At 31.3% G+C, this 26,666-nt stretch carries 22 protein-coding genes and 1 other RNA gene; 11 read left to right on the top strand and 12 right to left on the bottom strand.

Features of this window, described 5'->3' with window-relative positions:
• The first annotated feature begins 102 nt into the window (after nt 1-102).
• From pseI to CCUN_RS06695, 3 genes are all read left to right on the top strand, one after another.
• Nucleotides 103-1,134 carry a pseudaminic acid synthase gene (pseI, locus tag CCUN_RS06705; protein WP_027306530.1) on the top strand — a complete coding sequence of 344 codons (1,032 nt, stop codon included), beginning with the start codon at nt 103-105 and terminating at the stop codon, nt 1,132-1,134.
• Nucleotides 1,135-1,198: 64 nt separating this feature from the next.
• Nucleotides 1,199-3,094: a motility associated factor glycosyltransferase family protein gene (locus CCUN_RS06700; RefSeq protein ID WP_035176014.1), complete on the top strand. Its 1,896-nt coding sequence runs from the start codon at nt 1,199-1,201 to the stop codon at nt 3,092-3,094.
• Between the two features lie 2 nt (nt 3,095-3,096).
• Entirely contained in the window at nt 3,097-4,983 is a 1,887-nt protein-coding gene (locus CCUN_RS06695) for a motility associated factor glycosyltransferase family protein (protein ID WP_027306528.1), read from the top strand.
• Between the two features lie 526 nt (nt 4,984-5,509).
• Here the strand turns inward: CCUN_RS06695 and CCUN_RS06685 are convergent.
• The gene (locus tag CCUN_RS06685; RefSeq protein ID WP_027306526.1) at nt 5,510-7,321 is read right to left on the bottom strand and encodes a flagellin; all 1,812 of its coding nucleotides are present in this window, start codon (nt 7,319-7,321) and stop codon (nt 5,510-5,512) included.
• Between the two features lie 681 nt (nt 7,322-8,002).
• Between CCUN_RS06685 and CCUN_RS06680 the strand changes: the two genes are divergently transcribed.
• From CCUN_RS06680 to CCUN_RS06665, 4 genes are read left to right on the top strand one after another with little or no spacing between them, the layout of a single operon-like run.
• Nucleotides 8,003-8,248, top strand: coding sequence for an RNA-binding S4 domain-containing protein (locus CCUN_RS06680; RefSeq protein ID WP_027306525.1), 246 nt, complete (start codon nt 8,003-8,005; stop codon nt 8,246-8,248).
• The gene (gene tsaE, locus CCUN_RS06675) at nt 8,245-8,652 is read left to right on the top strand and encodes a tRNA (adenosine(37)-N6)-threonylcarbamoyltransferase complex ATPase subunit type 1 TsaE (RefSeq protein ID WP_027306524.1); all 408 of its coding nucleotides are present in this window, start codon (nt 8,245-8,247) and stop codon (nt 8,650-8,652) included. Before CCUN_RS06680 ends, tsaE begins: the two co-directional genes overlap by 4 nt.
• Nucleotides 8,645-9,373 carry an LPS export ABC transporter ATP-binding protein gene (gene lptB / locus CCUN_RS06670; protein ID WP_027306523.1) on the top strand — a complete coding sequence of 243 codons (729 nt, stop codon included), beginning with the start codon at nt 8,645-8,647 and terminating at the stop codon, nt 9,371-9,373. The genes tsaE and lptB overlap by 8 nt, the downstream gene beginning before the upstream one ends.
• Nucleotides 9,373-10,626, top strand: coding sequence for an RNA polymerase factor sigma-54 (locus tag CCUN_RS06665; protein ID WP_027306522.1), 1,254 nt, complete (start codon nt 9,373-9,375; stop codon nt 10,624-10,626). The genes lptB and CCUN_RS06665 overlap by 1 nt, the downstream gene beginning before the upstream one ends.
• A 201-nt stretch (nt 10,627-10,827) precedes the next feature.
• Here the strand turns inward: CCUN_RS06665 and CCUN_RS06660 are convergent, their stop codons facing one another.
• The gene (locus CCUN_RS06660) at nt 10,828-11,766 is read right to left on the bottom strand and encodes an NAD(P)-binding domain-containing protein (RefSeq protein WP_027306521.1); all 939 of its coding nucleotides are present in this window, start codon (nt 11,764-11,766) and stop codon (nt 10,828-10,830) included.
• 72 nt (nt 11,767-11,838) lie between these two features.
• Between CCUN_RS06660 and CCUN_RS06655 the strand changes: the two genes are divergently transcribed.
• Both CCUN_RS06655 and CCUN_RS06650 read left to right on the top strand, forming a co-directional pair.
• Nucleotides 11,839-13,071, top strand: a complete 1,233-nt coding sequence (locus tag CCUN_RS06655) for a glutamate-5-semialdehyde dehydrogenase (RefSeq protein WP_027306520.1) — start codon at nt 11,839-11,841, stop codon at nt 13,069-13,071.
• Nucleotides 13,068-14,138 carry an FUSC family protein gene (locus CCUN_RS06650; RefSeq protein WP_027306519.1) on the top strand — a complete coding sequence of 357 codons (1,071 nt, stop codon included), beginning with the start codon at nt 13,068-13,070 and terminating at the stop codon, nt 14,136-14,138. The genes CCUN_RS06655 and CCUN_RS06650 overlap by 4 nt, the downstream gene beginning before the upstream one ends.
• 38 nt (nt 14,139-14,176) lie before the next feature.
• Here the strand turns inward: CCUN_RS06650 and CCUN_RS06645 are convergent, their stop codons facing one another.
• The 4 genes from CCUN_RS06645 to ruvB form a co-directional block, all read right to left on the bottom strand.
• Complete coding sequence (locus tag CCUN_RS06645) at nt 14,177-14,779, bottom strand: nitroreductase family protein (protein ID WP_027306518.1); 603 nt, start codon at nt 14,777-14,779, stop codon at nt 14,177-14,179.
• Nucleotides 14,776-15,390, bottom strand: a complete 615-nt coding sequence (locus CCUN_RS06640; RefSeq protein WP_027306517.1) for an NAD(P)H-dependent oxidoreductase — start codon at nt 15,388-15,390, stop codon at nt 14,776-14,778. Before CCUN_RS06640 ends, CCUN_RS06645 begins: the two co-directional genes overlap by 4 nt.
• Nucleotides 15,391-15,889: 499 nt before the next feature.
• Nucleotides 15,890-17,884: a TonB-dependent receptor domain-containing protein gene (locus tag CCUN_RS06635; RefSeq protein ID WP_088245190.1), complete on the bottom strand. Its 1,995-nt coding sequence runs from the start codon at nt 17,882-17,884 to the stop codon at nt 15,890-15,892.
• 499 nt (nt 17,885-18,383) lie between these two features.
• A complete protein-coding gene (gene ruvB / locus CCUN_RS06630) occupies nt 18,384-19,391 on the bottom strand; it encodes a Holliday junction branch migration DNA helicase RuvB (protein ID WP_027306515.1) in 1,008 nt (335 codons plus the stop codon).
• 83 nt (nt 19,392-19,474) lie between these two features.
• Between ruvB and CCUN_RS06625 the strand changes: the two genes are divergently transcribed.
• Both CCUN_RS06625 and ssrA read left to right on the top strand, forming a co-directional pair.
• A complete protein-coding gene (locus tag CCUN_RS06625; RefSeq protein WP_027306514.1) occupies nt 19,475-19,885 on the top strand; it encodes a hypothetical protein in 411 nt (136 codons plus the stop codon).
• Nucleotides 19,886-20,243: a transfer-messenger RNA gene (ssrA, locus tag CCUN_RS06620) on the top strand. It begins immediately after the preceding gene.
• Between the two features lie 233 nt (nt 20,244-20,476).
• Here the strand turns inward: ssrA and CCUN_RS06615 are convergent.
• The 6 genes from CCUN_RS06615 to CCUN_RS06590 all read right to left on the bottom strand — a co-directional run bounded on the left by CCUN_RS06615 (nt 20,477) and on the right by CCUN_RS06590 (nt 26,483).
• Complete coding sequence (locus CCUN_RS06615) at nt 20,477-21,043, bottom strand: ferric reductase-like transmembrane domain-containing protein (protein WP_027306513.1); 567 nt, start codon at nt 21,041-21,043, stop codon at nt 20,477-20,479.
• The gene (gene msrP / locus CCUN_RS06610) at nt 21,043-21,951 is read right to left on the bottom strand and encodes a protein-methionine-sulfoxide reductase catalytic subunit MsrP (RefSeq protein ID WP_027306512.1); all 909 of its coding nucleotides are present in this window, start codon (nt 21,949-21,951) and stop codon (nt 21,043-21,045) included. Before msrP ends, CCUN_RS06615 begins: the two co-directional genes overlap by 1 nt.
• A 186-nt stretch (nt 21,952-22,137) precedes the next feature.
• Entirely contained in the window at nt 22,138-23,256 is a 1,119-nt protein-coding gene (locus CCUN_RS06605; protein ID WP_027306511.1) for a cytochrome b/b6 domain-containing protein, read from the bottom strand.
• Nucleotides 23,253-23,774 carry a diheme cytochrome c gene (locus tag CCUN_RS06600; RefSeq protein ID WP_027306510.1) on the bottom strand — a complete coding sequence of 174 codons (522 nt, stop codon included), beginning with the start codon at nt 23,772-23,774 and terminating at the stop codon, nt 23,253-23,255. Before CCUN_RS06600 ends, CCUN_RS06605 begins: the two co-directional genes overlap by 4 nt.
• 9 nt (nt 23,775-23,783) lie before the next feature.
• Nucleotides 23,784-24,200, bottom strand: a complete 417-nt coding sequence (locus tag CCUN_RS06595) for a DUF1924 domain-containing protein (RefSeq protein ID WP_027306509.1) — start codon at nt 24,198-24,200, stop codon at nt 23,784-23,786.
• Nucleotides 24,201-24,272: 72 nt separating this feature from the next.
• The gene (locus CCUN_RS06590; protein ID WP_035176011.1) at nt 24,273-26,483 is read right to left on the bottom strand and encodes an HsdM family class I SAM-dependent methyltransferase; all 2,211 of its coding nucleotides are present in this window, start codon (nt 26,481-26,483) and stop codon (nt 24,273-24,275) included.
• Between the last annotated feature and the right edge of the window lie 183 nt (nt 26,484-26,666).

Below are 26,666 nucleotides of genomic sequence, written 5' to 3'. Positions count from 1 at the left end.
AAAATTGACGCGAGGTTAAACAAAAATCAAAAAATATGCCGATTTTGAAAATCTCAACTCATTTTAACGCAATGAAATGGGTTTATAAATTCAAGGATATTTATGAAAATTGCTGATTTTGATACAAATAAAGAAGTTTTTATCATCGCTGAACTTTCAGCCAATCACGCAGGAAGCTTAGAAACAGCTATTCAAACCATAAAAGCGGCTAAAAAAGCTGGTGCAAATGCCATTAAACTTCAAACCTATACTGCAGATAGTCTGACTCTTAATTGTGATAAAGAAGATTTTATCATTAAGGGAGGACTTTGGGATAAACGCAAATTTTACGAACTCTATGAAAACGCAAAAACGCCTTATGAATGGCATTCTCAACTTTTTGAAGTTGCACAAGATGAGGGGATTTTATGTTTTTCAAGCCCTTTTAGCAAAGAAGATGTGGAATTTCTTAAAAGATTTGACCCCATTGCTTATAAAATTGCCTCCTTTGAAGCAAATGATTTTGAATTTGTCCGTTTTGTCGCTAAAGAACATAAACCCACTTTGATTTCAACGGGAATTGCTGATGAATTTGAACTTGAAGAACTTTGTAGAATTTTCAAAGAAGAGCAAAATGAAAATTTACTTTTTTTAAAATGCACCTCTTCTTATCCCTCTAAAATAGAAGATTTAAATCTCAACGCCCTACAAAGCTTAAAGCAAAAATTTGGAGTTGAGGTTGGATTAAGCGATCATAGTAGCGGGCATTTAGCTGCTGTGTTGTCTGTGGCTTTAGGTGCAAGAGTGATTGAAAAGCATTTTATCTTAGATAAAAATATACCAAGCGAAGACAATCAATTCAGTCTTGATTTTGATGAATTTAAAACAATGGTCAATGCTGTAAGACAAGCAGAAAAAGCCTTAGGTGATGGCTCTTTAAAGCTTAATGAAAAAGCTGTTAAAAACCGCGTTTTTGCAAGAAGTTTGTATGCGAGTAAGGATATAAAAAAAGGCGAAATTTTTAGTGAAAAAAATGTAAAAAGTGTGCGTCCTTCTTTTGGACTTCATCCTAAATTTTATCGCCAAATTTTAGGCAAGAGAGCTACAAAAGATATTGAATTTGGCGAGGCTTTAAAAGAGGAATATTTTAAATGAAAATTTGTGAAAAGTTATTTAAAGATAAATTTCTATATAACTACAAAATCGTTAAGGAATAAAATTGCGATTTTCAACTGAACTTTTTTTAGCTAACACTCAAGCACTTTTTGAGGTCGATGAAATTTTAGCCTATCAACTAAGAAAGCTTCAAACTCCCTATAATTTTACGATAAAGCAAGACGAAACAGGGCTTAATTTCATCAATAAGCAAGGCGTAAAACTCTATGAAAATCCTATGGAAAAAACCATACAAGATTTGGCTTTTTTTAAAGAAAATTATTCAAAATATCCGATTTTATTTTTTTATGGTTTTGGCAATGGTTTGCTTTACAAGCTTTTAGCTGAAAATGAAAAACACAAGCATATTATTATTTTTGAAAGTGAGCTTGAAATTCTGGCTTTGGCTTTTCATTTCATTGATTTTACTCAAGAGCTTAGAAATGAAAAACTCATACTTTTTTACACTCCAAACCTCACAGGAGTGCAGCTTGATATACTTTTACATCAAGTTGTTAAAAGCTATGTAAAGACCTATGATTTAAATATCCATAGCGATTTTTACGCTGATTTTTACAGTGAGCAGATTAAAAGTCTTAACACTCAAATCACTTCTTATATTTGTAATTTTGTGCTTAAAACAGGGAACGATCCTAAAGATTCTATGGAGGGCATTGAGCACACCATTCAAAATGTCCCAAAAATGCTTACTCACGGAATTTTTCAAGAATTTTTAAAACAAAGAAAATCTAAAGTCAAAACCGCTATCATCGTAGCAACTGGTCCCAGTCTGACTAAACAACTTCCCTTACTTAAGCAATATGCTAATAAAGCAGCAATTTTTTGTGCCGATAGCTCTTATCCTATTTTAGCTAAGAATAATATCAAACCTGATTATGTTTTATCTTTAGAAAGAGGTGCTTTAACTTCAGAATTTTTTAACAATAATTTTGGAGCTTTTGATAAAGACATTTTGTTTATACTTGCTTCAGTTGTCCATAAAAATACTTTAAAATACCTAGAAAGAAAAAAATGCTCTTATATGATAGTTTCTAGAATTCTACCTTTTTCTGTATCTTTGAAACTTAAAGAATTTGGATATTTAGGTGTAGGATTTAGCGTAGCTAATATGATTTTTGAGCTTTGCACAGCTTTAAGATTTGAAAATATACTTTTAATCGGACAAGATTTAGCTTATGGTGAAGATGGCTATTCTCATACTAAAGATTATCAAAATTTAAACATACATAAAGGACATTACGAAAGAGATTTTGGAAAATTCACCACCACAGCTTATGGGGGTCAAGGACAAGTGGAAAGCTCTTTGGTTTGGACTATGTTCAGACAAAGATTTGAAGAAGATATTTTTTATGCAAAACATAAATTAGAAATCCAAACTTATAATTGCACCGAAGGAGGTGCAAGGATAGAAGGGGCTATAGAAATGCCTTTTAAAGAAGCTTGTGAAACCTTGCTTGATGAGGAGCTTAAAAAACCTTTTGAGGGAGCAAAAATTTTAGATTCTAAAAAGGCTAGAAAAAAACTAATGCAAACTCAAGAAAAAATTCAAAATGGCATAATACAAGCTCAAAAATTCATTGAGAGAGTTAAAATTGAACTTAAGAAACTTGAAACTGAACTTAAAAAACAAGAAGTTGATGAAGAAAATTTAAAATCAATAAGACAAAAATTACTCGTTCATTTCGAAAAAATCAAAAAACTTAGATTATTTAATGAACTTTTAATACCTTTATATTTTCACGAAGAATGCGAAGTTTTAAGATACGAGGTTTTAAAAGATCTTGAGCAAGAAAAAAAATTAAAAGTTTTTTTAGAGCATTTGGGAAGTTGGTTTGTGGAAATTTTGGCTTATTTGGATACGCAAAATCAAGGACTTAAAAAGTTTATAGAAAAATGGAATTTTGACGATATGGATTTAGAAATTACAACAAAGGGGTAAAAATGCAAACCGGCGAAAATTTTAAAAAAAATTTAATAGCAATGAATGGAGATTCTTATAAAGAACTTAAAGAAAAACTTGAAAATTTAAAAGAATTAAGAGATTTTAGTTTTAATTTTGGAAAAGATAATTTAGATATTAATATCATTCAAAAAAGAACACTTAAAACAATGTATAAAAATCCTGTTGAAGAACTAGAAAAAAGTTTGGAAGAGCTCAAGCCTTTTGCTCGTTATCCTGCACTCTTTTTTTATGGTTTTGGAAATGGAATTTTATTTAAAGCTTTGCTTAAAAATCAAAACCATAGAAGAATTGTGGTTTTTGAAAATGAACTTGAGCTTATCTTTTTGGCTTTAAATTTCATTGACTTTAGTTCAGAGATAGCTACGGGAAGATTGATTATAATTCATACCAAAGATTTAGACCCAAGAATCATTCAAAAGATTTTTTCTTTAGTCAATCCTTTGTTTTTAAAAACTTATAATCTTCATATAACTTGTGATTTTTATGAGGCTTATAAAGAGGATATTTTAAGACTTAATAAACTCAATAGCTCTATTATTATGAAATTAAGTCTTACTAAAGGCAATGATCCTATTGATGTTTTAATAGGTATCGATTATGCTATACAACATATACCAAAAACCATAACCCACCCAAGTCTCAAAGAATTGATAAAAAAAAGATCTCGATTAGGTAAAACCGCTATCATCGTAGCAACTGGTCCCAGTCTGACTAAACAACTTCCCTTGCTTAAGCAATATGCTAATAAAGCAGCAATTTTTTGTGCCGATAGCTCTTATCCTATTTTAGCTAAGAATAATATCAAACCTGATTATGTTTTATCTTTAGAAAGAGGTGCTTTAACTTCAGAATTTTTTAACAATGATTTTGGAGCTTTTGATAAAGACATTTTGTTTATACCTTGTTCTCTCACCCATTCTAATTCCATTAAATATCTTGAACAAAATAAAAGAGAATATATGCTCGTTGAAAGAGCTCAACCTTTTTTGATGTCTTTGCAGCTTAATGATTTTGGTTTTATAGGCGGAGGAATGAGTGTTGCTCACATGGCTTACGAATTTGCTGCGAGATTAGGTTATAAAAATATACTTTTAATCGGACAAGATTTAGCTTATGGTGAAGATGGCTATTCTCATACTAAAGATTATCAAAATTTAAACATACATAAAGGACATTACGAAAGAGATTTTGGAAAATTCACCACCACAGCTTATGGGGGTCAAGGACAAGTGGAAAGCTCTCAAGTTTGGACTCTTTTTAGGCAAATTTTTGAAAATTATTCATATAATCCTTATGTTAAACTCTATAATTGCACCGAAGGAGGTGCAAGGATAGAAGGGACTATAGAAATGCCTTTTAAAGAAGCTTGTGAAACCTTGCTTGATGAGGAGCTTAAAAAACCTTTTAGAAAGCTTAAAAAACTCCCACGTAAAAGACAAAACGAAATTGCTCTCAATGCATATAATATCATCAAAAAAAATATCAGTTTAGGTAAAAATCTCGTCAAAGAGGCTAAAAAAATTCAAGGACAGATTAAAAATCTTTTTAACAATAAAAATAAACTCACTCTTGATGAAATCAATCTCAATATCGATAAATTTAAAACCAAACTCGAAACTCCTCGGTATTCTGCCGTAAGACAAATTTTAGGACCTACTTTTCATCACGAACAAAATGTTTTAGCTCCGCTTTATTTTGGAGATATTACAAATGAAAGTGAAAGACAAAATAAGCTCATTGCTTGGATTTACGCCCATAATTCTTTGTTTGAAAGTATTGTTGAGATATTGAATGCTCAAAATGAAGTTTTAAAGAATTCTGTTGTGCCTTTGAGGGAATTTTTAGAAAAAAGAAAAATTTTATGAATGAGTTTTTAAAAATTATTGAAAACTCAAAAAATAACTCAAATCAATGAAAAGCTTATGCTGAAAAACTTCAAAATCAAATTAAAAGTTTTGATTTGATTTTGTGTTTTTATTAAGTTTTTTGCAAGAAATTTAAATGATTTTAAACTCAAAGGGTAAAAAATCAAATCATTTAAAAAAGCTGTGAGTGAATATGAGCTAAAAGCAAAGATTATCTTAAGATAAAAAACAAACAAAAATTTAAGAAAAAAGCTAAGAAAAATTTAAATTTTCTTTGCACAAGGGATAAAAATTAAATTTTTAAGATGAATAAAATTTTTGCTTCACTTAAAAAGCCTTTTAAAATTTTAAACCAAAGATTTTAATCAAATGTATCTTAGATTTAATTTTAAAAATTTCATTGAAGAAAAATTGTAAAAAACAAAGCTAAAAAAGTTCAATTCAAGTTTTAAAAACAAAATCTTAAGCCAGAATTCTAAAAAGATTAAAAGCTTACTCAAAGAGTAAGCTTGATTTGAAAGAAAATTTATTGTAAGAGTCTTAAAACATTTTGTTGAACAGCATTTGCTTGGCTCATCGCATAAGAGCCACTTTGTGCAAGGATATTATATTTAGAGAAATTTGCACTTTCAGCAGCAAAATCCACATCTCTGATTTGACTTTCAGCCGCTTTGACATTCACTTGAGTGACAGTGATGTTGTTAATAGTAACTTGCAATTGATTTTGCACTGAACCGATATCAGCTCTGATTTGGTCTAAATTCGTTGTCGCAGTTTCAACGATATCCATCACAGCCATAGCTCCTTTAAGTGTGGTTACACCTGAAGTTTCATCTTTGATGTTAAAACCTCTATTCATAGCACTTATGCCACTATCTCTAAGTTGAGCAAATTGAGACATACCTGAACCATCAGAGAAGCCTGACCCTGCAGAAACCAAATAAGGCACACCATATGAAGCAATAGCACCTGTTACACCAGTTATTGATGCTGAATATCCCATAACATCTTGAAGCATTTTAGAAATATCTTCATAAGCTCCATGAGCACCAGAGAAAACAGCACTCATTGTGCTCCAAGTAGCAGCAAAGGCAACAGTCATAGCAAGTGCAGCAGATAGTTCTGAAGAAGCAACACCCAAAGTTTCTGCTAAATAAGTTGCAAAAGGTTTTCCAATTGCTACATTTTCTTTTCTGGCTGTTCCAAAGCCCATAGCATCTGCCATATTCATTTCAATTCTTCCCTTAGATTCTCTTAAAGATACAGAACCTTGAGAGATGAATTGAGTTGAGTAAAATCCTGTAAAGCTTACTCCCGCTCCACTTAAGAGTATATCGCGTCCATCGTTTTTAACCAAAGAAAGGCGTCCATAATTTTCTCGGTTTAAAGCTACTCCATCAATGCGACCATCAATTTTAATCCCTCTTCCCTCTCTTGAGGTTAAAACAAGGCGACCACCTTGATCAACAGAGGCTTCCACTCCGGTTGTATCTTTAACAGAATTGATTGCAGCCACTAAAGAGCCATTTTCATCACCGGCTTTAAATTCTATCGAACCTATAACAACGCCATTGATAGCAAAATCATTTCCTGTTTTACCCGCTAGGATAGTTCCTGCACTGATTGTTCTTACATCAGCAGTGGCTCTTACCCCTGTTTTATCTGCAAATTTGTTAATCTCTTCAGCTAAGGCTCCCAGTCCTGTTCCTACTGAATATGAAATTCTAATGTCTCTGAATCTAAAATCATCGATTCCGTTATAGTTTTTAATCACAAGCCCAGCGACTCCACTCTCAAAAACTGCGTCCCCTGTTTCGAATCTCGTTACCCCTATCTTAGAGCTTTGAGTTGGTCCTATGGTGGCTTTGATGGATTGATTTGAGCTTGCACCGATTTGGAATTCTTGGTTGATAAAACTACCACTTAAGAGTTGTTTGCCGTTAAATGAAGTTGTATTTGCGATATTGTCAAGTTCTTCCATAAGACGATTAATATCAGCTTGAAGCATTGTTCTTGTTTTTAAGCTTTGTCCATCTTGAGCCGCTTGAGTGGCTTTAGTTTTGATTGTATCTAAGATTTTAAGTTGCTCATCCATTGCTTTATCTGCAGTTTGCAAGATACCAATTGCATCGTTTCCGTTATTGATAGCTTGTCCTAAGGTTGCAGCTTGAGAGCGTAAAGAATCCGCAATAGCCATACCTGAAGCATCATCTGCAGCTGAATTGATTCTAAGACCTGAAGAGAGTCTTGAGAGAGATTTGTCAAGTTCATTAGCATTGACTAATGAATTTGCGTGAGCGTTTAACGCACCGATGTTTGTATTGATTCTAAAACCCATTTTAAATCCTTTCAAAATATTGCTAGAAACTACAAAGCAATAAGTGTTCCAATTTTATAAATATTTTATGAAACTATTAATTTTAGGGCTTTTTAGGATATTATTTTTTGGAGTTATTGATTTTTAATGAGAGAAATTTAATTGAGTTTTTGTCATAGAGGTTTATAAAAATTAATTTTGTATTAGGAAGAAAATTGTGATTTTATTAATATTTTTTTTAAATGTATTAATTTTGGATTTATCTTTGATTTTAAAAGCTTGATTTAAATTTGGCTTATAAAATTTATATTATTTTAGCTTGTTTTAAAAAATAAACTCTATTTTTGCAAACTCAATTTATAAAAATTCTTATAAAGATTTCTAAGTCATATTTTAAATTAAAAAATTTATTTAATTAAAATGCCTTAGGATTTTAATTTTTAAGAAGAGTGTTTTGATAAAAATATCGTTTTTATGCATTTAAAAAGCAAATCAATAATATTTATTTTGTCATGTGTTTTATTTGGGTTTTTTGATGATAAATTGCGGTTTTAAGAGTTTAGAAATTTGTTTTTAAATATTGTTTGGAAAAATAGAAATTTTAATTTATAAATTTTTATTTTAAATCAAATCTTTAGAATTTTGTATCCATTAAGTTTTAAAAGGCTTTAAAAATTTGAATTTTTTTGATAAAATTAAACCATGAGAATTGATAAATTTTTAAATTCAGTCAATATCACTAAAAGACGTGCAATTTCTGAAGATATGTGTAAAAGTGGTGTTGTAAAGATTAATGGTATTGTTGCAAAGGCAAGTAAAGAGGTGAAAATCGGAGATATAATTTCGCTTGAATTAAATCAAAAAACACAAAACTATAAGGTTTTAGCCCTTCCTGCGACAAAAAATACTCCTAAAAATGCACAAAATGAATATGTGGAAAAAATATGAAAGAATTCATTTTAGCTCAAAATGAACTCAAAGAGCTGTTTAAAGAACTTCCAAATCAAGGCATTATTTTGCTTCGCGGGGATTTAGCAAGCGGTAAAACCACTTTAGTGAGAGAATTTTCTAAGTATTTGGGTTTTAAAGAGGATGTTAGCTCTCCGACTTTTGCCCTAATGCAAAAATACAATTATAAAGATAAAATTCTGTATCATTATGATTTTTATCAAGCGACTTTTGAGAGAATTTTAGAAAATGGTTTGTTTGAGAATTTTTATGAGGAGGCTTTGCATTTGGTGGAATGGGGGGATGATTTTTTAAAAAAAGCTTTAGAAAAAATGGGGTTTGAGTGTTTAAATGTTAGGATTGAATTTTTAAAAGATAAAAGAAAGTATGTGATTTATGAGTGAGCTTGAGATTATTAATTTAGAAAAAATCATTAAAAAAACAAAAATCATTCAAGGGATCTCTTTAAAGCTTCATAGCGGTGAAGTTGTTGGGCTTTTAGGACCTAATGGAGCAGGGAAGACAACGACTTTTTATATGATTTGTGGATTGATTGCACCAAGTAGTGGTAGGGTTTTGCTTGATGGAGTGGATATTACCAAAGAACCGCTGAATCAAAGAGCGAGGAAGGGCATAGGATATTTACCGCAAGAAAGCAGTGTTTTTAAGGATTTAAGCGTTGAGGACAATTTACTTTTAGCGGCACAGATTTTTTATAAAGATGAAAAAATCTTGCAAGCTAAGGTGGAGAATATGTTAGAGCTTTTGAGTATAGAACCGATTCGTTTGAGAAAGGGCTTGAGTTTAAGCGGAGGAGAAAGACGCAGATGTGAAATTGCAAGGTCTTTAATGTGTGAGCCTAAATTTTTGTTGCTCGATGAGCCTTTTGCTGGAGTTGATCCTATTGCTGTGGCTGAAATTCAGACTTTGATTAAGGAGCTTAAAAAGCTTAATATAGGAATTTTAATCACAGACCATAATGTCCGTGAAACTTTAGCAATCTGTGATAGAGCCTATGTTATAAGATCCGGAGGCTTACTTGCAAGTGGAAATGCTGAAGAGATTGCAAATAACGAAGATGTTAAAAAATATTATTTAGGAACAGAGTTTAAACTCTTAGACTGATGTTAAAGCAAAAATTAGCCCCGAAAAATAAAATATCGCAAACTTTGAGGAGTTGGTTGCCTATTTTACAAGCTAATATCGAGGACTTAAAAGAAAATTTAGATAAATTTGCAGAAGAAAATCCTTTCATTGATATTAAACAATCCATTCAAACGCAAAATAATGGAAAAAATTATTATGATTCTTTTTATAAAAGTAGTGCAAATTCAGAATGGGTTGAAACTAAGGGAATCAGTCAAAAAAGTGTTTATGAGCTTTTAAGTGAGCAAATTGTTCCGCCTTTGTTTCCTACTGCGAAGAGCCAAGAACTTGCAAATAAAATCATAGAATGTTTAAGTCATGAGGGGTATTTTGAGTATGATGAGACGATTTTAGGGGGGCTAAGTGAGGAAGAGATTGAAAGAGTGCGTCAAAGATTTAAATTTCTTGATCCGGTGGGTGTTGGAGCAAAAAATTATAAGGAGTCTTTTTTATTTGCTTTGGAGAATTTAGAGCTTGACGATGAGCTTTATGATTTTTGTAAAATGCTGATTTTGGATTTTGAAAACATACAAGAATACACAAAAGAAAAGCTTTATAAAGAAGCGATTGCTGTGATAAAAAAATTTCATATCCCGCCTTTTTTGGATTATTTTGAAGAAAGTCAAGAGATTGTGCCGGATTTGTTTATTTATCGTGAAAATGATGAGATAAAAGTCCGCATTAATGATGAGTATTACCCTGAAATTTCTTTTCAAGCCGATGGCTTAAATCACGAATTTTTAAGCCATTATATCAAAGAGGCTAAGAATTTAGTCGATGCCTTAGCGATGCGTAAAGCGACTTTATATAAAATCGGCTTGATGATTGTTGAACATCAATATGAATTTTTTTTAGGAAAAGAGATTAAACCGATGAGGCTTAAGGACCTTGCAGACGATTTAGAACGCAATGCCTCGACAATTTCAAGAGCGATTTCAAATAAATATTTAAGTTGTGAGAGAGGTTTGATTGCTTTGAAAGATTTTTTTGCTTTTGCTCTAGATGAAGAGGGTGAAACTTCAAATGCGAGTGTGAAAGATTTTATACTCAATTTAGTCAAAAATGAAAACACGAGCAAACCTTTAAGCGATAGTAAAATTTTGGATTTAATTCAAGCAGAATTTAAAATCAATTTAGGACGCAGAACCATAGCAAAATATCGGCAACAACTTAAAATACCGAGTTCAAGCGATAGAAAAAAGCTTTATGAACTTGAGGGAAAAGCAAAATAAATTTTTTATTCTTTTGCTTAAAATAAAACGATAAAAATTTATTTTGTTTTTTAAAGATTTTTGTTTTTTGGTATTTTGAGAAATTTGTGATTTAGTGCAGTGATTTATAATTTGGCGAGCAATAATTTTTTATATGAGTGTATAAAGTATTGTTTTTTAAATCATCTCGTTTTCTTTTTGGGAATCAAAAATTCCCAAAAATCAATCAAGCACTTCAATGATTTTCACAGCATCATTAAGTCCTGTAACTATACTCGCACCATTTTTTGTTGCTATGTCTCCAGCTACAAAAATTCCTTTTACATTGCTTTGTTTATTTGCGTCCATTAAAGGAACACCTTTATCATCAACACTTACTCCGCATTTTTGCAAGAAATCAAGTGGCGTAGAACCCCCAATTGCATAGATGATTCTATTATAAAGCTCATTTGTGCCATCATTAAATTTCACGCGAGCCTTACCACCTTCATCCTCAACTTCGTTAATGTCTATACCAAGCTTCAATTCCACCTTGCCAGAATTTCCCGCCTTGTTTATATCTTTAAGATTAATATCGTTTAATCTTGTAAATTCTTTTTTACGATAGCAAAGGCTTACTTTATTTGAATTTGATAAATCCACAGCGTATTCTGCCGCTGAATTTCCGCCCCCTACAATGAGAATTTTTTCATTGCCAAGGACTGAATTTGCATTAAAATTAATGATTTTTGTAAGAGTTAGGGGAAGTTTATAATCAGGCTTATTTGGTTTTCCCATTCTGCCTATGGCGATGATGATATTTTTGCACTCATAATCGCCCTTGCTTGTGCTGACTATAAAATTTTCGTTTTGTTTTTTGACATTTTCAACTTCGCTTGAAAATTCCACTTCAATTTTATGTTCTTTTAAGGCTTTTTCAAAGGTTTCTAAAGTGCTTTCTTTGGTCCCATCTTCAAAGGGTACATGACTATAATTTGTGCCATCGCAACCTTTATAGGCTTTATCAACTCTTTTGCCATCTTTGTAAAATTGCACTAAAGTTTGGCAAATATTATTACTTTTTTCTAAAAGTAAAACTTCTTTATTGTGAAGCTTTGCTTCCACAGCACAGCCTATACCTGCTGGTCCTGCACCGATGATAATTAAATCTATTTTTTTCATAATTTTACCTTTGGTATTTAATTTTTTATGTAATAATTAATGTAGCAAATTTTTTGTAAAAAAAGGATAAAAGTGCGAAAATTAATACAAAATATCAAGAAAAATTCTCAAAAATTACTTGATTTAACCCCTAAGCAAAAAGAGGATATGATTTTAGCTTTGGCACAAAAATTAAGAGAAAATTTCAAAGTGATTTTAGAAGCTAATGCTAAAGATTTGCTCAATTTTAATAAAAATTCAGCCCTAAAAGATAGACTTTTGCTCAATGAAAATCGACTCAATGCCCTTTGTAAAAGTTTAGAAAAAATCGCATTTTTAGAAGATCCTATTTATAAGGTGCATAAGGGTTGGGTGAATTATGCCGGGCTTAGAATCGAAAAAATCAGCATTCCTATCGGTTTAATTTGCGTCATTTATGAGGCACGTCCAGCCCTAAGTGCTGAAATCATTGCTTTAATGCTTAAAAGTTCAAATGCTTGCATCCTTAAAGGCGGAATCGAGGCTAAAAATACTAATCTTGCTTTATTTGCTTTGGTTTGTGAGCTGTTAAAAGATTATGGTTTAGAGCAGTGTTTTTTAATGCTCTCTCAAAGAGAGGAGCTTTCGGAGCTTTTAAGCTTTGATGATTTGATTGATTTAATCATTCCAAGAGGCTCTACTGCGATGATACAAGAATTAGCTAAAAGCACTAAAATTCCATTGATAAAACAAGATAAAGGCTTGTGCCATATTTTTGTCGATGAGAGTGCAAATTTGCAAAATGCTGTGGATATTATTATCAATGCAAAATGCCAAAGAGTGAGCGTTTGTAATGCTTTAGAAACTTTGCTTGTGCATAAAAATATCGCTAAAGATTTTTTTAATCTTTTAATTTGTGAATTAGAAAAATTTAAGGTTAAAATTCACGCCCATCAAAATGCTTTGAATTTTTTTAAAGATTCTAATTTAGAAGTTTTATTAGCAGATGAAGAGGATTTTAAAAAAGAATGGCTTGATTACGAGATGAGTGTGAAACTTGTTAAAGATTGTGATGAGGCTATAGCTCATATCAATGAATTCAGTTCTTCTCATTCTGAAGCCATACTTTCAAATGATGTGAAAAATATTGCAAAATTTCAAAGATATATACATTCAGCTTGTGTTTATGTCAATGCTTCAACGCGTTTTAGTGATGGCGGGGAATTTGGTTTTGGAGGAGAGGTTGGAATTTCTACGAGTAAGCTTCATGCTAGAGGACCTATGGGAATAGAGGAGATTTGCACTTATAAGTATCTTATCAGCGGAGAGGGGCAAATTAGAACATGAAAAAAATCATCGTCGAAAACGTTAAAAATGTTTTGATGTTTAATAGCACCGAAAGGGTGTGGCAATTGCCGTTTTTTATGGCTTTGGGTGTTGGCATGGTTTTGAGTGTGGGTGCGTATTATGAACGTATTGATTTGGGATTGATTGCTATGATAGGCGTGATGGCTTTTCTTTATGTCCCAAATACTCCAATGTATCATAGAATGGCAGTTGTGATGTGTTGCTCTTTTGGAATCACTCTTTGTTTTTTACTAGGACTTCTCACTCATTTATTGCCTTTGTTATCACCTTTTTTAATAGCATTTGTAGCAGCGACAAGCTCTATTTTAGTGCGTTATTACGATATAGGCACTCCGGGGTATTTTTTCTTTGTTTTTGCTTGTTTGCTCGGAGCCTTTTCTCCTTTTGAGCTTAAAGATTATATTTTTTTAACAGGAATCGTTTGCATAGGAACTATGGTTGCGAATTTAATTGCTTTTTTATATTCTTTATGCGTGATTTATTTTTTTAAAAACTCTTTAGCAAAGCCTATTCCACCAAGAGGATATTTGGGATTTAATATTATCGTCGTTGATTCTGTGATTATGGGAACTTTTGTGGGATTTGCTGTGGTTTTAGGTGCATTTTTAGAACTTGAGCGAAGTTATTGGGTGGCAGTAAGTTGCACAGCAATTATGCAGGGCATTACTTTAAATTCAGTTTGGATTAAACAAATTCAACGCATTTTGGGAACCGCTTTAGGAGTGATTTTTGCGTGGTGGCTTTTAGGGATTGAATTCAATCCTTTTTTATTCGTGCTTTTGATGATGTTTTTAGTTTTTATGACAGAATTTGTAGTAACGAGAAATTATGCTTTAGGAATGGTTTTTGTTACCCCTTATGTTACTTATCTTGCAGAAGCTTCGAGTTTAATGGAGCTTAATAAAGATTTGATTATCAGAGCAAGGCTTGAAGATGTTGCCATAGGAAGTGTTTTAGGGCTTTTAGGTGGTTTGGTCATTCATAAGCCTTATTTGAGAAAGCCTTTTGATAAAATAGCTCATCATATTTTCAAAGTGAAATTTTGATTCAAACAAGTCTTAGAATTTAAGACTTGTTTAAGTATTTATATAAATTCGACAACTTCCTCAAAACTAAAACGTTCTTTTTGCGGAATTTTTTCATCAGCACTCAATCCTAAAGCTATCATTATACTTGCTCTTTGTTTTTGTGTCTCAAGCTTAAGATAATCATCAAGTTTGTCTTTATCAAAGCCACCTATAGGACAGCTTGCTATATTTAAAGCATTTGCACCATAAAGTATGCAAGCGAGTGCGATATGGGCTTGTTCTCTTGCATAAGCGAGTTTTTGTTCTTGATTCATAGCAGTTAAAAAATCTTTATATTTTAGACGCTTTTGAATTTCAGCCTCACTCATATCCCTTTTGCGAAGTTTGTCTTCAAAGTACTCGGCAAAATCGAGTCTTGAAACGATAATAATCACAGCAGCAGCATTTTTAACATGTTCTTGATGATTTGCGATTAAACTCAATTCTTCAAGCTTAGTTTTATCTTTGCAAACTATAAATTTCCAAGGCTCAAGCCCTAAAGAACTTGGACTTAATCTCGCAAATTCTAAGAGGGTTTTAAGCTCCTCATCTTTTAAGCTTTCATTTTTAAAATTCCTGCAAGAATAACGCGTCTTAAAAATTTCTAATTCTTTTTTCATAGATATTCCACCACTTCTTCAAATTTTAGTCTTTGTTTTGCATATTTTGGCTCATTAGCTCTGTAACCTAAGGACAAAATCACAGCAGTTTCAAAAGGTTTTTTGAGTTTTAAAAAGGCATCAACTTTTTCTTTTTCAAATCCCCCAATCATACAAGTATCAATCCCGCGACTCATAGCCGCTAAAGACATTTGCATTAAAGCAAGATAACATTGAAGTTGAGCATAATGATAAAGCTCTTTTTTGTTCATTTTATCTGTTGATGAATGCGTATAAGTGGCTAAAATTTTTTGGAAATTTTCTTCACTTCTACCACTAAAGCGACGAATTTGTTTTTGTAAAAATTCATCTTTGCTTTGTAAATCTGTCCTCGCTAAAATGATGATATTGTGGCTTGCTGTGGCGACATTTTGCTGATTCCAGCATAATTTTGAAAGCTCTTCATTTTGCTCTTTTTGACCAAGCACTATAAATTTCCATGGCTCAAAACCTTTGGAACTTGGCGTTAAAACCCCGCTTTCTAGGATAAAACGCATATCTGTATCGCTAATTTTTTTATCATTAAAAAGCTTACAAGCATGTCTTTTATGCAAAAGATCTTCAAAATTCATTTTTTCTCCTTAAAAAATTAATAAATCCATAATATTTTATTCTAACATAAAATTTTTAATTAAATTAAATATTTAAATAAACTCCCATAAGAATCTCCTTTTAAAAAATATAGCCGATTACAATAGAAAAACGCGTTAGGATATCTTTGAAAAACCTTTTCAGAACTTTCACATTCCAAACTTAAAACAAACACAATAAATCCTATGAAAGAGAACTTTGCAAAGTTTTTCAAATGTAATTTTAGAGTTTTAACACAAGAGATAAAGATTCATAGTCTTTTTTAATCCTTGCAAAAATTCTAAAAACAAGATTTATTTTTTAAATTGTTTTTTTAAGATAAAATTTTATTTTAAATTGTGATTTGAAATTTTAAATGAAATCAGAAATTTTTCGATGATTAAAACTTTTCAATTAAAAATTCAAGTTTAGCATTGAAAATTTAAAAAAACTTCAAATCGTAGAGAATTTAAAATTCTCTACTGAATTCTTATGAAACGATTAAAAATCATATTTATAACTGACCCAAAAACTTCTCCCTTCAGTATAGTCTTGATAGCGGTTTTGATAGCCTGTTGGTTGTGCTGGAGTGCCGCCTGTGATTTTTGGTTCAAAGAAATTTTTATCGAAAAGATTTTGTATGCTAAAACTTAGACTTGATTGTTTGTCTATTTTATAATTCACACCCACATCTACTATATAAAAAGGTTTATATTTCTCCCAAGGTAAAGCTCTTCCCCCTCCACCTTTTGCTTGTGAAATGGTATCAAGCCTTGCTCTTCCCTTAATCCAAGAATCAAATTTTCCTTTTTCATAATTGAGTTTAAGCATTGCAATATGACGCGGTAGATTTGGGATTCTATCGCCACCATAAGGATTCTTTTGCCCTTCTTTATAGCGATGATCCATTAGGGTATAAGAGGCATTTGTGCTAAAACCCTCATAGGCTTTTGTATTGAAAGCAAATTCAATTCCTTTGGTTCGAGTTTTACCGATATTAATGTCTCTTGAGCAAGTCAGTGTATCGCAATTTATCCCATCAATAGTTCCGGCTAAAACTTCTGTGCTTAGTTTATTATCAAAGTCTGTGATAAAACCTGTTATAGAATAATGAGCAAAATTAAATACATTAAAATCAACTCCAAGCTCGTAATTAATGCTTCTTTCAGGCTTTAAATTTGGATTCCCAAAACTTGCGGCTGTAGCACTAAGACTATAATACCCATTGTTGAGTTGCTTTGCAGCAGGAGTTTTATAGCCTTTAGCAATCCCTCCCTTTAAAGCAATATCGTCATTAACATGATAAACAAGATATACTCTAGGAGTTAATTCTGAACCAAACAAATCGCTATAAATATATCTTAAACCAAGCGTAAAAATCAAATCATCAGTGATGAAATACTCATCTTCTCCATAGAGTGCAGCTGTGGTTTGACTTGCATTTTTACCTTTGCCTACAAGATTATTGCTATCACTTTTTAAGGTTTCATAATCCACTCTTGCACCAAAACTTGTTATCATATTTCCATAATTTTTCAAATCCCAAGGTAACACGACTTTACTCTCGCCGACGTAAATTTGACTATGATAATTTGGATCTTTGGTGCTTCCGTATTGCACATATGAATTTGTTGTGCCAAAATCATAGCTTCCATCGTGATTTAAAACAATATTATCTTTAAAAATTTGCCTTTCACTCTTAATGGCATTTCCACTTGTTGAATTAACAGAAATTTCATTGATATAACGCTCCAAATCCAAATAGATATTGTTTTTATCGTCTGCACTATAATTAAGCCTTGTCCCAAAACCCAAAGAGGTAAAATATCCCGGACTATGAGATGCGATTTGAAAATTATCCGGTCTTGGTTGCCCATTTCTATAAACCGGGGTCGGCCATTTTAAATCTGATTCTTGCTTGTCATAATACTTAAGCCTTGCTGAAATTGAAAGTTTATCCTCTATAAGCGGCGTTGCAATATAAGCATTGATTCCGCCAGCGTTTCCGTATTTGTTAGAATGCTGTTGCAAAAGGGTGTTAAATTCGATAGAGGCTTCAGTTTTATTAGGATTTTTTCTCGTAATGATATTAATCACACCTCCAACAGCATCGCTTCCATAAAGTGTTGAAGCAGGTCCGCGTATTACCTCTATACGCTCTATCATTGATAGAGGGGGCAAATATCCTGACTCACTTCCGCCAAAACCATTGCTATAAAAACCATTTGCAACGCTTTGTCTTTTTCCGTCAATTAAAACAAGAGTGTATTCTGAACCAAAACCTCGTATGCTATAATCATAGGTGCCCGTTTTATTCATCGTAATATCCACGCCCGGAATATCCGCAATCGCTTCTCCTATATCTTTAAAAGGTTTTTTCTCAAGCTCTTCTTTAGTGATGATTGAAATTGAAGCAGGTGCGTCAATCAACTCTTGTTCAAAACCGCTTGCACTGAAAACCACTTCGTTTAATTCATATTTTTCTTCGGCTAACACATAAGAATTTAACGCAAAGAAAGCAAAAAGACAAAGCTTGAATTTTCTATTTTTATTTAAACTTTGTTCATAAACGATTGATTTATTTTTTGTTTTCAAATTAAACCTCCTTTTTAATTTTGATATGAAATATCGATTGATGATTATACAAATTAAAAATTAAATTAAGCTAAATTTTTATAATTATTATCAAAATTAAATAATATTTTACATATATAATAACTTTATAATATTATTTTTTAACATTAAGAATTATAATTTATTTATATATCAATAAGTATTATCATAATAAAATATGATTTTATTTTAGTGAAAATTTATAACTTAAAAATATTTTAATTGATTTTTAAATAAAAATTAATTGTATAAAATTTTTAAAAAGCTAAATTTTATGGAAAATATAAAAGATAATTTTGTATTTTTATAAAAATTTTATAGATATAAGAAAATCTATAGCTTATTTTTCAATTTCTTTAGTGTGAAAATTTTGCGTCAATCATCATTCATCAAATAAAGTTCTTTCATAGTTTAAATTCAAAATGCGGTAGCTCTTTTCACTCGCAATGCGCCCTTTAGCAGTGCGTTTAATATAGCCATTTGCAAGCAAATAAGGCTCTATGACCTCCTCGACCGTGTTTTCATCTTCGCTTAAAGCTGCGGCAATGCTTGCAAGTCCTATAGGTCTTTGTTTAGAAGCTGTTAAAAGCTCTAAGTATTTTAAATCCATTGCATCAAAACCAAGCTCATTGACCCCTAAAGAATTTAAAGCTTCTATAGCTCTTTTCTCGCTTATGATGTTTTCATCATTCACTTCAGCAAAATCCCTCACTCTTTTTAAAAGCCTTAAGGCAATACGCGGTGTGGAACGTGACCTTTTAGCGATTTCTAAAGCAGCTTTTTCATCGCAATTTTTATGCAATTTTACAGCAGCCTTTTGAATGATAAGAGCGAGTTCGCTATCCTTGTAAAATTCCAAACGAAATTGCATCCCAAAGCGGTCTCGCAAAGGATTGCTAAGCATTCCAGCCCTTGTTGTTGCACCGATAAGGGTAAATTGTGGCAAATCAATCTTTATCGTTTGTGCAGCAGGTCCGCTTCCTATGATAATATCGAGTCTAAAATCCTCCATTGCAGGGTAAAGCACCTCTTCAATCGCCGGAGAAAGACGATGAATTTCATCAATGAAAAGCACATCTTTTTCATTAAGATTTGTTAAAATTGCTGCTAAATCCCCGCTTTTTTCTATCATAGGAGCCGCTGTTGTTTTGATATTTGTTCCCATTTCACAAGCAATGATATTTGCTAAAGTTGTTTTTCCAAGTCCAGCAGGTCCGCTAAAAAGGATATGGTCTAAGCATTCTGCTCTTTTTTTAGCGGCACTGATAAAAATATTAAGATTTTTTTTAATCTTTTCTTGTCCTATATAAGAATCAAAATTCGAAGGACGCAAAGAATTTTCATAACTTTCATCAAGGGAAAATTTTTCTATTTCTACAATTCTATCCATTTTTACACTTGTTATTGAAATTAAAATAAGATTTTAGCTAATTTTTGCTACAATTTAAATAAAATTTTTTAAAGTAGTGTTCAATGGGGATTTTAAAGAGTTTAGAACTTGAATATGACCTTGATGATATAGAAAAATTTTTGCAATTTTTTAGGACAATGTGCGATAAATTTGAGCCTTTAATCATCAAACTTGGTAGCGATAAACAAAAATATAAAGAAGCTATTAAAGAGCTTGAAGCCTTAGCACATAATACGGCTTGGGCTGCAAGACGTTTGAAGCTGAATGAAGTAACAGATTTTTGTGTGTTTTGCGAAGAGATAATGAATGAGGCTAGTCGTTTTGAAGGACCTGCAAGCGAGGAATTTACAGATTGGATGCTTTTGATGAGTGATCAATTTGAAAAATATTGTCGCTCATATGAAAATGATGATTCTGTTTTAGCTCTTTTTAATCCTTTAATTGTTAATGTTCCAAATGTTATTTCTAAATAAGGGGACGACTTGGCTTCGACAGGAATAAAAAAATAAAGATGGCATACCGCTTTGGACAAAGCGTAAAAAGTCTTTTTAAAATTAAACGCAAATAACAAAAATTTCGCTCCTGCTTACGCTAGAGTTGCGTAAGTTCAGTTGAGCCCAAATTCTAAAGCATACTATCTCATTTAGGATTTGGTCATCTTTGATAGTGTAGCTTAAAACTTGACGCATTTTAAGTCAAATTCAGTCTTAGCTGAGCTTAAAAGCTTTGAAAGATGAGCTAAGCTTAGTGAAATTTTCATCTTTTCTAAGTATGTAGAGGTCTTTTTTTGATTATTTTTGGACAGGGGTTCAATTCCCCTCGTCTCCACCAAATTAAAACTAAAAGTTAAACATAATTAAAAAGAATTTTTGATTCAGATATGCTGATATTTTTGCAGTAAAGAAAATAAAATTTGTAATGATAAAACTAAAAATAATAAGCATAAATTTTTTAAAATTTCAATCTCATTCTAAAGAATTTATTCTTAAATTGATAAAAAATTTTGTTTTTAAAATATAATTTGCATTTTACTAAGAAATTAATCTTAAATGAATGAAACAAAATCAAAACTTTTTTTGATAAAAACTTTTAATGTATCGACAAACAAATAAAATCACCGCTACACTTAAAGCTAGGTATTGCCAAAACATAGGTATTTTTGAGGATAAAAAATAATGATAACTTGCAAATAATAAACACAAATACCCTAATTTTCTTATTTTAGAAAGTTTTTTAAAAAAATCAAAAGAGCTTAAAAACATTAAAAAAATCAAAACAAAAGCTATAAAACCACTCGCCTCAAAGGGTCTTTGAGTGATGTCTTCAAACATTCTTAATCCATTTAAATTTTTTGAAAAGGCAAAATAGACAAAAAAATGGATAAAAATCCAAATTCCACAAAAAATTCCTAGAAATTTAGGATATTGTTTTGTGTATTTGAATTTAAAAAGAGCAAAAAATAAACTCAAAATTAAATACAAAAGCCCAAAAATTCCACTATAAAAATAAAGCTCTTTGATTAAATCAAATCCATAAAGGACATTATCTATCACACGAAAAGCACTATAAATAAGGCTTAATATAAAAGTAAAAAAGGCAAATTGAGCAAAAAATTTAGTATTTAAGGACATTAAAAATTTTTCTTCAAATCCATACCTGCATAGAGTGAAGCAACCTCCTTTTCATAACCATTGAAAAGTAAGGTTTTTTGAGTTGAAAAACTGCCTAAAATTCTTTCATGTGCCTGTGACCATCTAGGATGAGAAACTTCAGGATTAACATTAGCATAAAATCCATATTCATGAGGTGCATAAAGCTCCCAAGTGGTCTTAGGACGCTCCTTAACAAATTCAATTTTTACTAGAGATTTTATGCTTTTAAAACCATATTTCCAAGGCACAACTAAACGTATAGGAGCTCCATTTTGTCCAAGCAAAGGTTTTTTATACATTCCAACTGCCATCAAGGTCAGAGGGTGCAAAGCTTCGTCCATTCTAAGGGATTCAACATAAGGATAATCCAAAGTTGGAAAAAATGAATTTTGGTCATTAAATTGTGTTTTATCAAAAAGCGTTGTGAATTTAATAAATTTTGCTTCATTTGTCGGTCGTGCTTTTTCTATCAAATGTCTTAATTCAAAACCTATCCAAGGCACTACCATAGACCAAGCTTCAACGCAACGCAAACGATAAATTCTTTCCTCCAAAGGAAAACTCAATAAATCCTCCATACTCAAAATCAAAGGCTTTTCAATCTCTCCGCTAAGCTCCACTTTCCAGCCTTGAGTATTAAATTTTTGAGCATATTCAACAGCCTTTCTTTTGTCTGTTGAAAATTCATAAAAATTCACGTAGCTCGTTGCAAGTTTTTCATCGCTAATTTTAAGTTTGTCTAAATTTTCATCATTTTTAAAATCAAGTGCCATAAGTTTTGATTGAATCAAAGATAAACTAAGCAAGGTTCCAGCTCCAAGTTTGACAAATTCTCTTCTTCTTTTATAAAAGCTCTCGGGAGTGATGTATTTTGCAATTTCTTTCATAATTTATTATTCCTTAAGTTATTTTATATTTAAAATGAATTCATTATAATGCTTAAGTATTAACAAAAATTTGATTCTTAAAATTTTTTGTGCCATCAATTTAAAAGAATGTTTTGCAAAGTTTTTATGGATTTTTCTATGAAAATCAATATTCTTAAATTTTTATAATAAATTTTAAAAGATTAATTATGGCTTGATTGATAGGTTTTCTCTTTGGAAAATTCCACTTGCTGCGTCTTTATGACAGGATATACAATTTTCCTTTTTAATGGATTTCTTTTGAAAAAGTTGAGGATCCAAATTTTGATGTGCTTTTTTGTAAAAATCGCATTGCGTGATAGAGATTGTATTAGAATTTTTTTGTTTTGAATTTGAAATTTCATTAAGGGTTTCTTTAAGGCTTTTTTTAAATTTTGTATCAAAATTTTCTGCATTATTTTGTTTTAAAAAAGTTAAAATTTGTTCAAAATCTTCTTCATCTAAACTCGCGTCTGTGCCGTAATGATTTTCTAAATTTTTCATAAGCTCTTCCCAAGAGCTAAGATTAAGTAAAAAGGGTGGATACTCAAAATGACAGCTTCCGCATTCTTTTTTATAAAGTTCAAAAGCATTTTTTTCGTAAAAAGCACTGGGTTCAAATTTAAAACCAAGTAAAATATTTTTTGGATAAAATAAATACCAAATTAACAATGAAAGCAAAAACAAATAAATCACACAAATGCATTTTTGCAAAGCATTCAAATGCACTTCTTGCTTGTATTTTGTGATTTTATATCCACTAATTATAGAATTTAAAGTGTCATTTTTATGATAAAATTTATCGAGTAAAGCTCCTAAAATATGCACCAAAATAACAGCTAAAAGGCAATTTACACTAAATTTGTGCAAAGTTTTAAAATCAAATAAACTATAATGAAAATATAAATTTGCAAAAATTCCGCCCCCTTGTTCGCTTCCATAAGCTAAAATTCCACTCAAACTGACCAAAATGCCTAAGAAAAGCATTAAGATGATTGCAAAAGAAGAAGCAGGGTTGTGGGAAACAAAATTTTTCCTTTCTTTAAAATAAAAAAGAAAATAGGCTAAAATTCCTCTATATTCAAAGTCTTTAAAACGAGAATATTTCGTGCCAAAAAAGCCCCAAAAGATACGAAAACAAATTCCGATTAAAAAAAGCACTCCTAAAAAATTATGCCAAGAAAACAGAAAATAAAAATTTGCAAAAATATAAGCTAATGTAAAAAGGGCAATCAAATAAAGATGCCCTAAACGATTAACCAAAGTGTAGATATAACTTTTTGTCATTTTTTATTGTTCCAAGGTCCATAATTTGGGATATTTACGGTTTTATCATCAAAAATTCCTTTATCCGCATCTTTATGACAGGCTGCACATCTTGCTAAGCTTTTTACTTCTTTTTGTATAATCAAATTCTTTTCAATTTTCCTATGTTTTTTTTGAAGATAAGGAATTTGAGTGATTGAAGTATAAAGCACATTAGGTTCTAAAGAAGCAGTGATTTTACGACTTCTTTTAGAATTAGAATTCTCACTTGAATGAGCTTGTAAGTATTCTTTAAGGCTTTTAACACTTTCTTCATCTAAACTCGCATCTGTGCCATAATGATTCGATAAATTATCCATCATATAATTCCAAGAATTAGCAGGCAGCATTGCAGGAGAGTAGCTAAAATGACAACTTGTGCATTCTTTTTTGTAAAGTTCATTGTTTGCAGGCTCAAAGTCTTTTCTATTTCCCCTAAAATCTCTTGCACTAAGATTTAGAGCTAAAATACAGCTTAAAAATAAAACAATTTTCTTCATAGATTTTCCTTATTGACTGATGATATAATATAAAACATCGCCTTTTTCTAAAGCATTTCCTTCGCGTAGATACACATCTTTAAAATTGCGTTTGAGCCATTTTTTCACTTCTTTAACATCACTAAGTCTTTTAGGATTGACGCTTGGAGCGAGGGCTTCTATGGTTTTATCGCTAAAAATATTAAAGCCAGATTGAGTCAAATTTTCATTATGACAGCTTTGACAGGAAATAAGCTCACCATTTTTGCCATTACTTTTTGTGCTAAAAATTTTTTCTCCTCTTTTAGCGTCAAAATCTACAAAGCTTTTGTCTATCGTCTTTGCTTCATCTTTTAAAGAATTAATGTATTCTTGCATAGCAGGGTTAAATTCATTAGCCGATAAACTTATAAGAGTTAGGGCTAAAAATATTGAAATTTTTTTCATTTTTTCTCCTTAAATTTTTAGAATTTTGTAATTTTTACAGATGAAAGTGAATTTTATGTGAAGTTTTAAATTTTATAAAAATTCCGCGAATTTAAGCCCTTTGATGGAATTTGACATAAAGGCAAAGTCCATTTCCCCCGTTGAATCTATCGGCAATTTTATGTCTATCTCGCAAGGCACTTCTGAAATGGTTCTGCCATGTCCTATGGTTTTATAGAGTCTTTCAGATATAATGATTGCGATATAATATTTTGCATATTTGTCTAATTTTGATTTTAATTCCTCTTTGAAATCACAAATCATTACAAAACCTGTCGCACAAAATTCAAAATCGCAATAATAAGTCTTGCCCCCGCCCCCATCACCACCACTAATGATACAGATTTTATCGCTATAAGTGTGCTTTGGATGTGCTTTCATTCCCCCGATTCCATTGTTGTCCTTTTTTGCCACTATTAAGGGGATTCCACTTAGATCGTATTTGTTTTCTAGCTTTCTGTCAATTGACTTTTCCTTGCCCTTTTCTATTTTTTCTATCAAATCGCTGATTAAAAATCTTTTGTATGTGTTGGGGCTGATATTTTTTGTACAAAGCTGTTTTGCACAAAGGGGCATGTTACAAAGAATCTTAGCGGCAATATTTTCCCTAATGTATCTTGCAAAGACCTCTTGGGAAATATCCACAGGTCTGTGAGAGCTGTAGGCTTCAAACAGCAATTCATTATAGGGGGATAGATTTGATTTTTTAATCGCTCTAAATTCATCAAAATGATGATTCAAAAAGGTATCAAGCAGGGATTTGTGAATCTCTTCCCAGCGATTATTGACATCAATTCTGCTCTCATTTGTCACGCAAAAGCCATCATCAAGTCCATTTATGAGCAATGTATCACCACCCTTTTTGTCTTTATCTTTATGTAATATAATAATACAAGTATCTGCTCCCACAGGATAAAACAAATCTCTTGGCAGAGAGACAACCGCCTCTAAATGTGCAATTGCAAAGATTTTCTCTAGATATTCTATGTTTGTGGCAATGCTTCCTTTCACACAAGATTTAGGCAAAATGCTTGCAAGATAACCCCCTTCTTTCATGTATTTGAGCGTTTCATAGACAAACTTTAATTCCGCATCGCTTTGAGAAAAGGGAGGATTCATAAGCACTCGATCATACATATTTTTAAATTTTGGTAGGATACTGAAGCAATTATCATAATACAGACACGAAGAGCCATCGCCATGCAACATCATATTGATTCCCGCTAAGGTTACATTAAATTCATTAGATTCTATCCCTATCAAATGTCCCTCTTTGATGTTCTTTTGTGCCTCGTGCAAATCCTCAAATTCTCCTATCTCATTAAACATGTGAGCCATAGCATTTGTGAGGAAAGTGCCACTTCCACAAGTGGGATCTAGTATCGTATTGTTTTTAGAGCAATGGGCTAATTGATACATTAAATTTGCGATATGATCAGGCGTGAAAACCTCACCCTTTTCGTTAGAATTTGCAGAATTCCACCTCCTAAAAACTTTTAAAAAATTATTCATAATGTCATGTCCCTTATAATCATCAGCAGAAATATTGATAAAATTATAAATTGTAGAGATTTCTTGTATAATTTTATAACAATCCTCATCTTTTGCTCTCTTAAGCGTAGAATCACCAAGCATTCTTAAGATAAATTCTTTCTTTTGTTTTTTGACAATATTGATTTTATTATCATCTAAAATCGTATTAATGCCGATTTTAATGGAATTTAAAATGGTCTGTGTGGAGCTTAAATCAAGATCCACATTAAATTTCATACACAAAATAACAGCACCGATAAAAGGGACATTCATTTGTTTATCCACACGTGCATTTCTAAACAGATTCGCTAATTTTTTAGCACTCTTATTTACAATTGTTTCGTTATTAATTTTCTTTGGAAAATATTTTGCTCTATAATATTCCTTATCGTGCAAAATCAACTCATCTTCTTGCAACTTTCCATTGACATAGCAGTGCAATTCTTTTTGATTGTATTCAAAGCCTATGAAATTTTCATTGCTCTCAAGTTTCATATAATCAAAGATTTGACCGCTAAATTTTGCATGGGGACTCTTGGCATCTAAAATGAAAGTGATTCCCTCATAGAAGTAGTAACCATCGGGTTTTGTGGATTGTCCTTTGCTTGTGCTTTTATAAATAAACAAAGAGCCATCAGTCTTATTAGGCAATCCAAGTTTATGCGTGAATTCTAAAACAATATCAAATTCATAAATTTTCTTTTTGCTCATTTTGTTTCCTTTGTGATTTAAAAGCTTTTATAAACATTTAATATCTTTTAATATCTTTTGGTATTTTATTATCATTTTTCTAAATTATTGTAAAATATTTTTTATTTGCATTCTTTTTTAACAATGGCTTAAAATTTAGAGTAAAAACAAGATTAATTTGTTTAAGATTAAATATCTTTTTCA

This window comes from Campylobacter cuniculorum DSM 23162 = LMG 24588, assembly GCF_002104335.1.
In the GTDB taxonomy this organism is placed as follows: domain Bacteria; phylum Campylobacterota; class Campylobacteria; order Campylobacterales; family Campylobacteraceae; genus Campylobacter_D; species Campylobacter_D cuniculorum.
The sequence above is the reverse complement of the archived record's forward strand: the minus strand, read 5'-3'. Positions and strand labels throughout refer to the sequence as shown.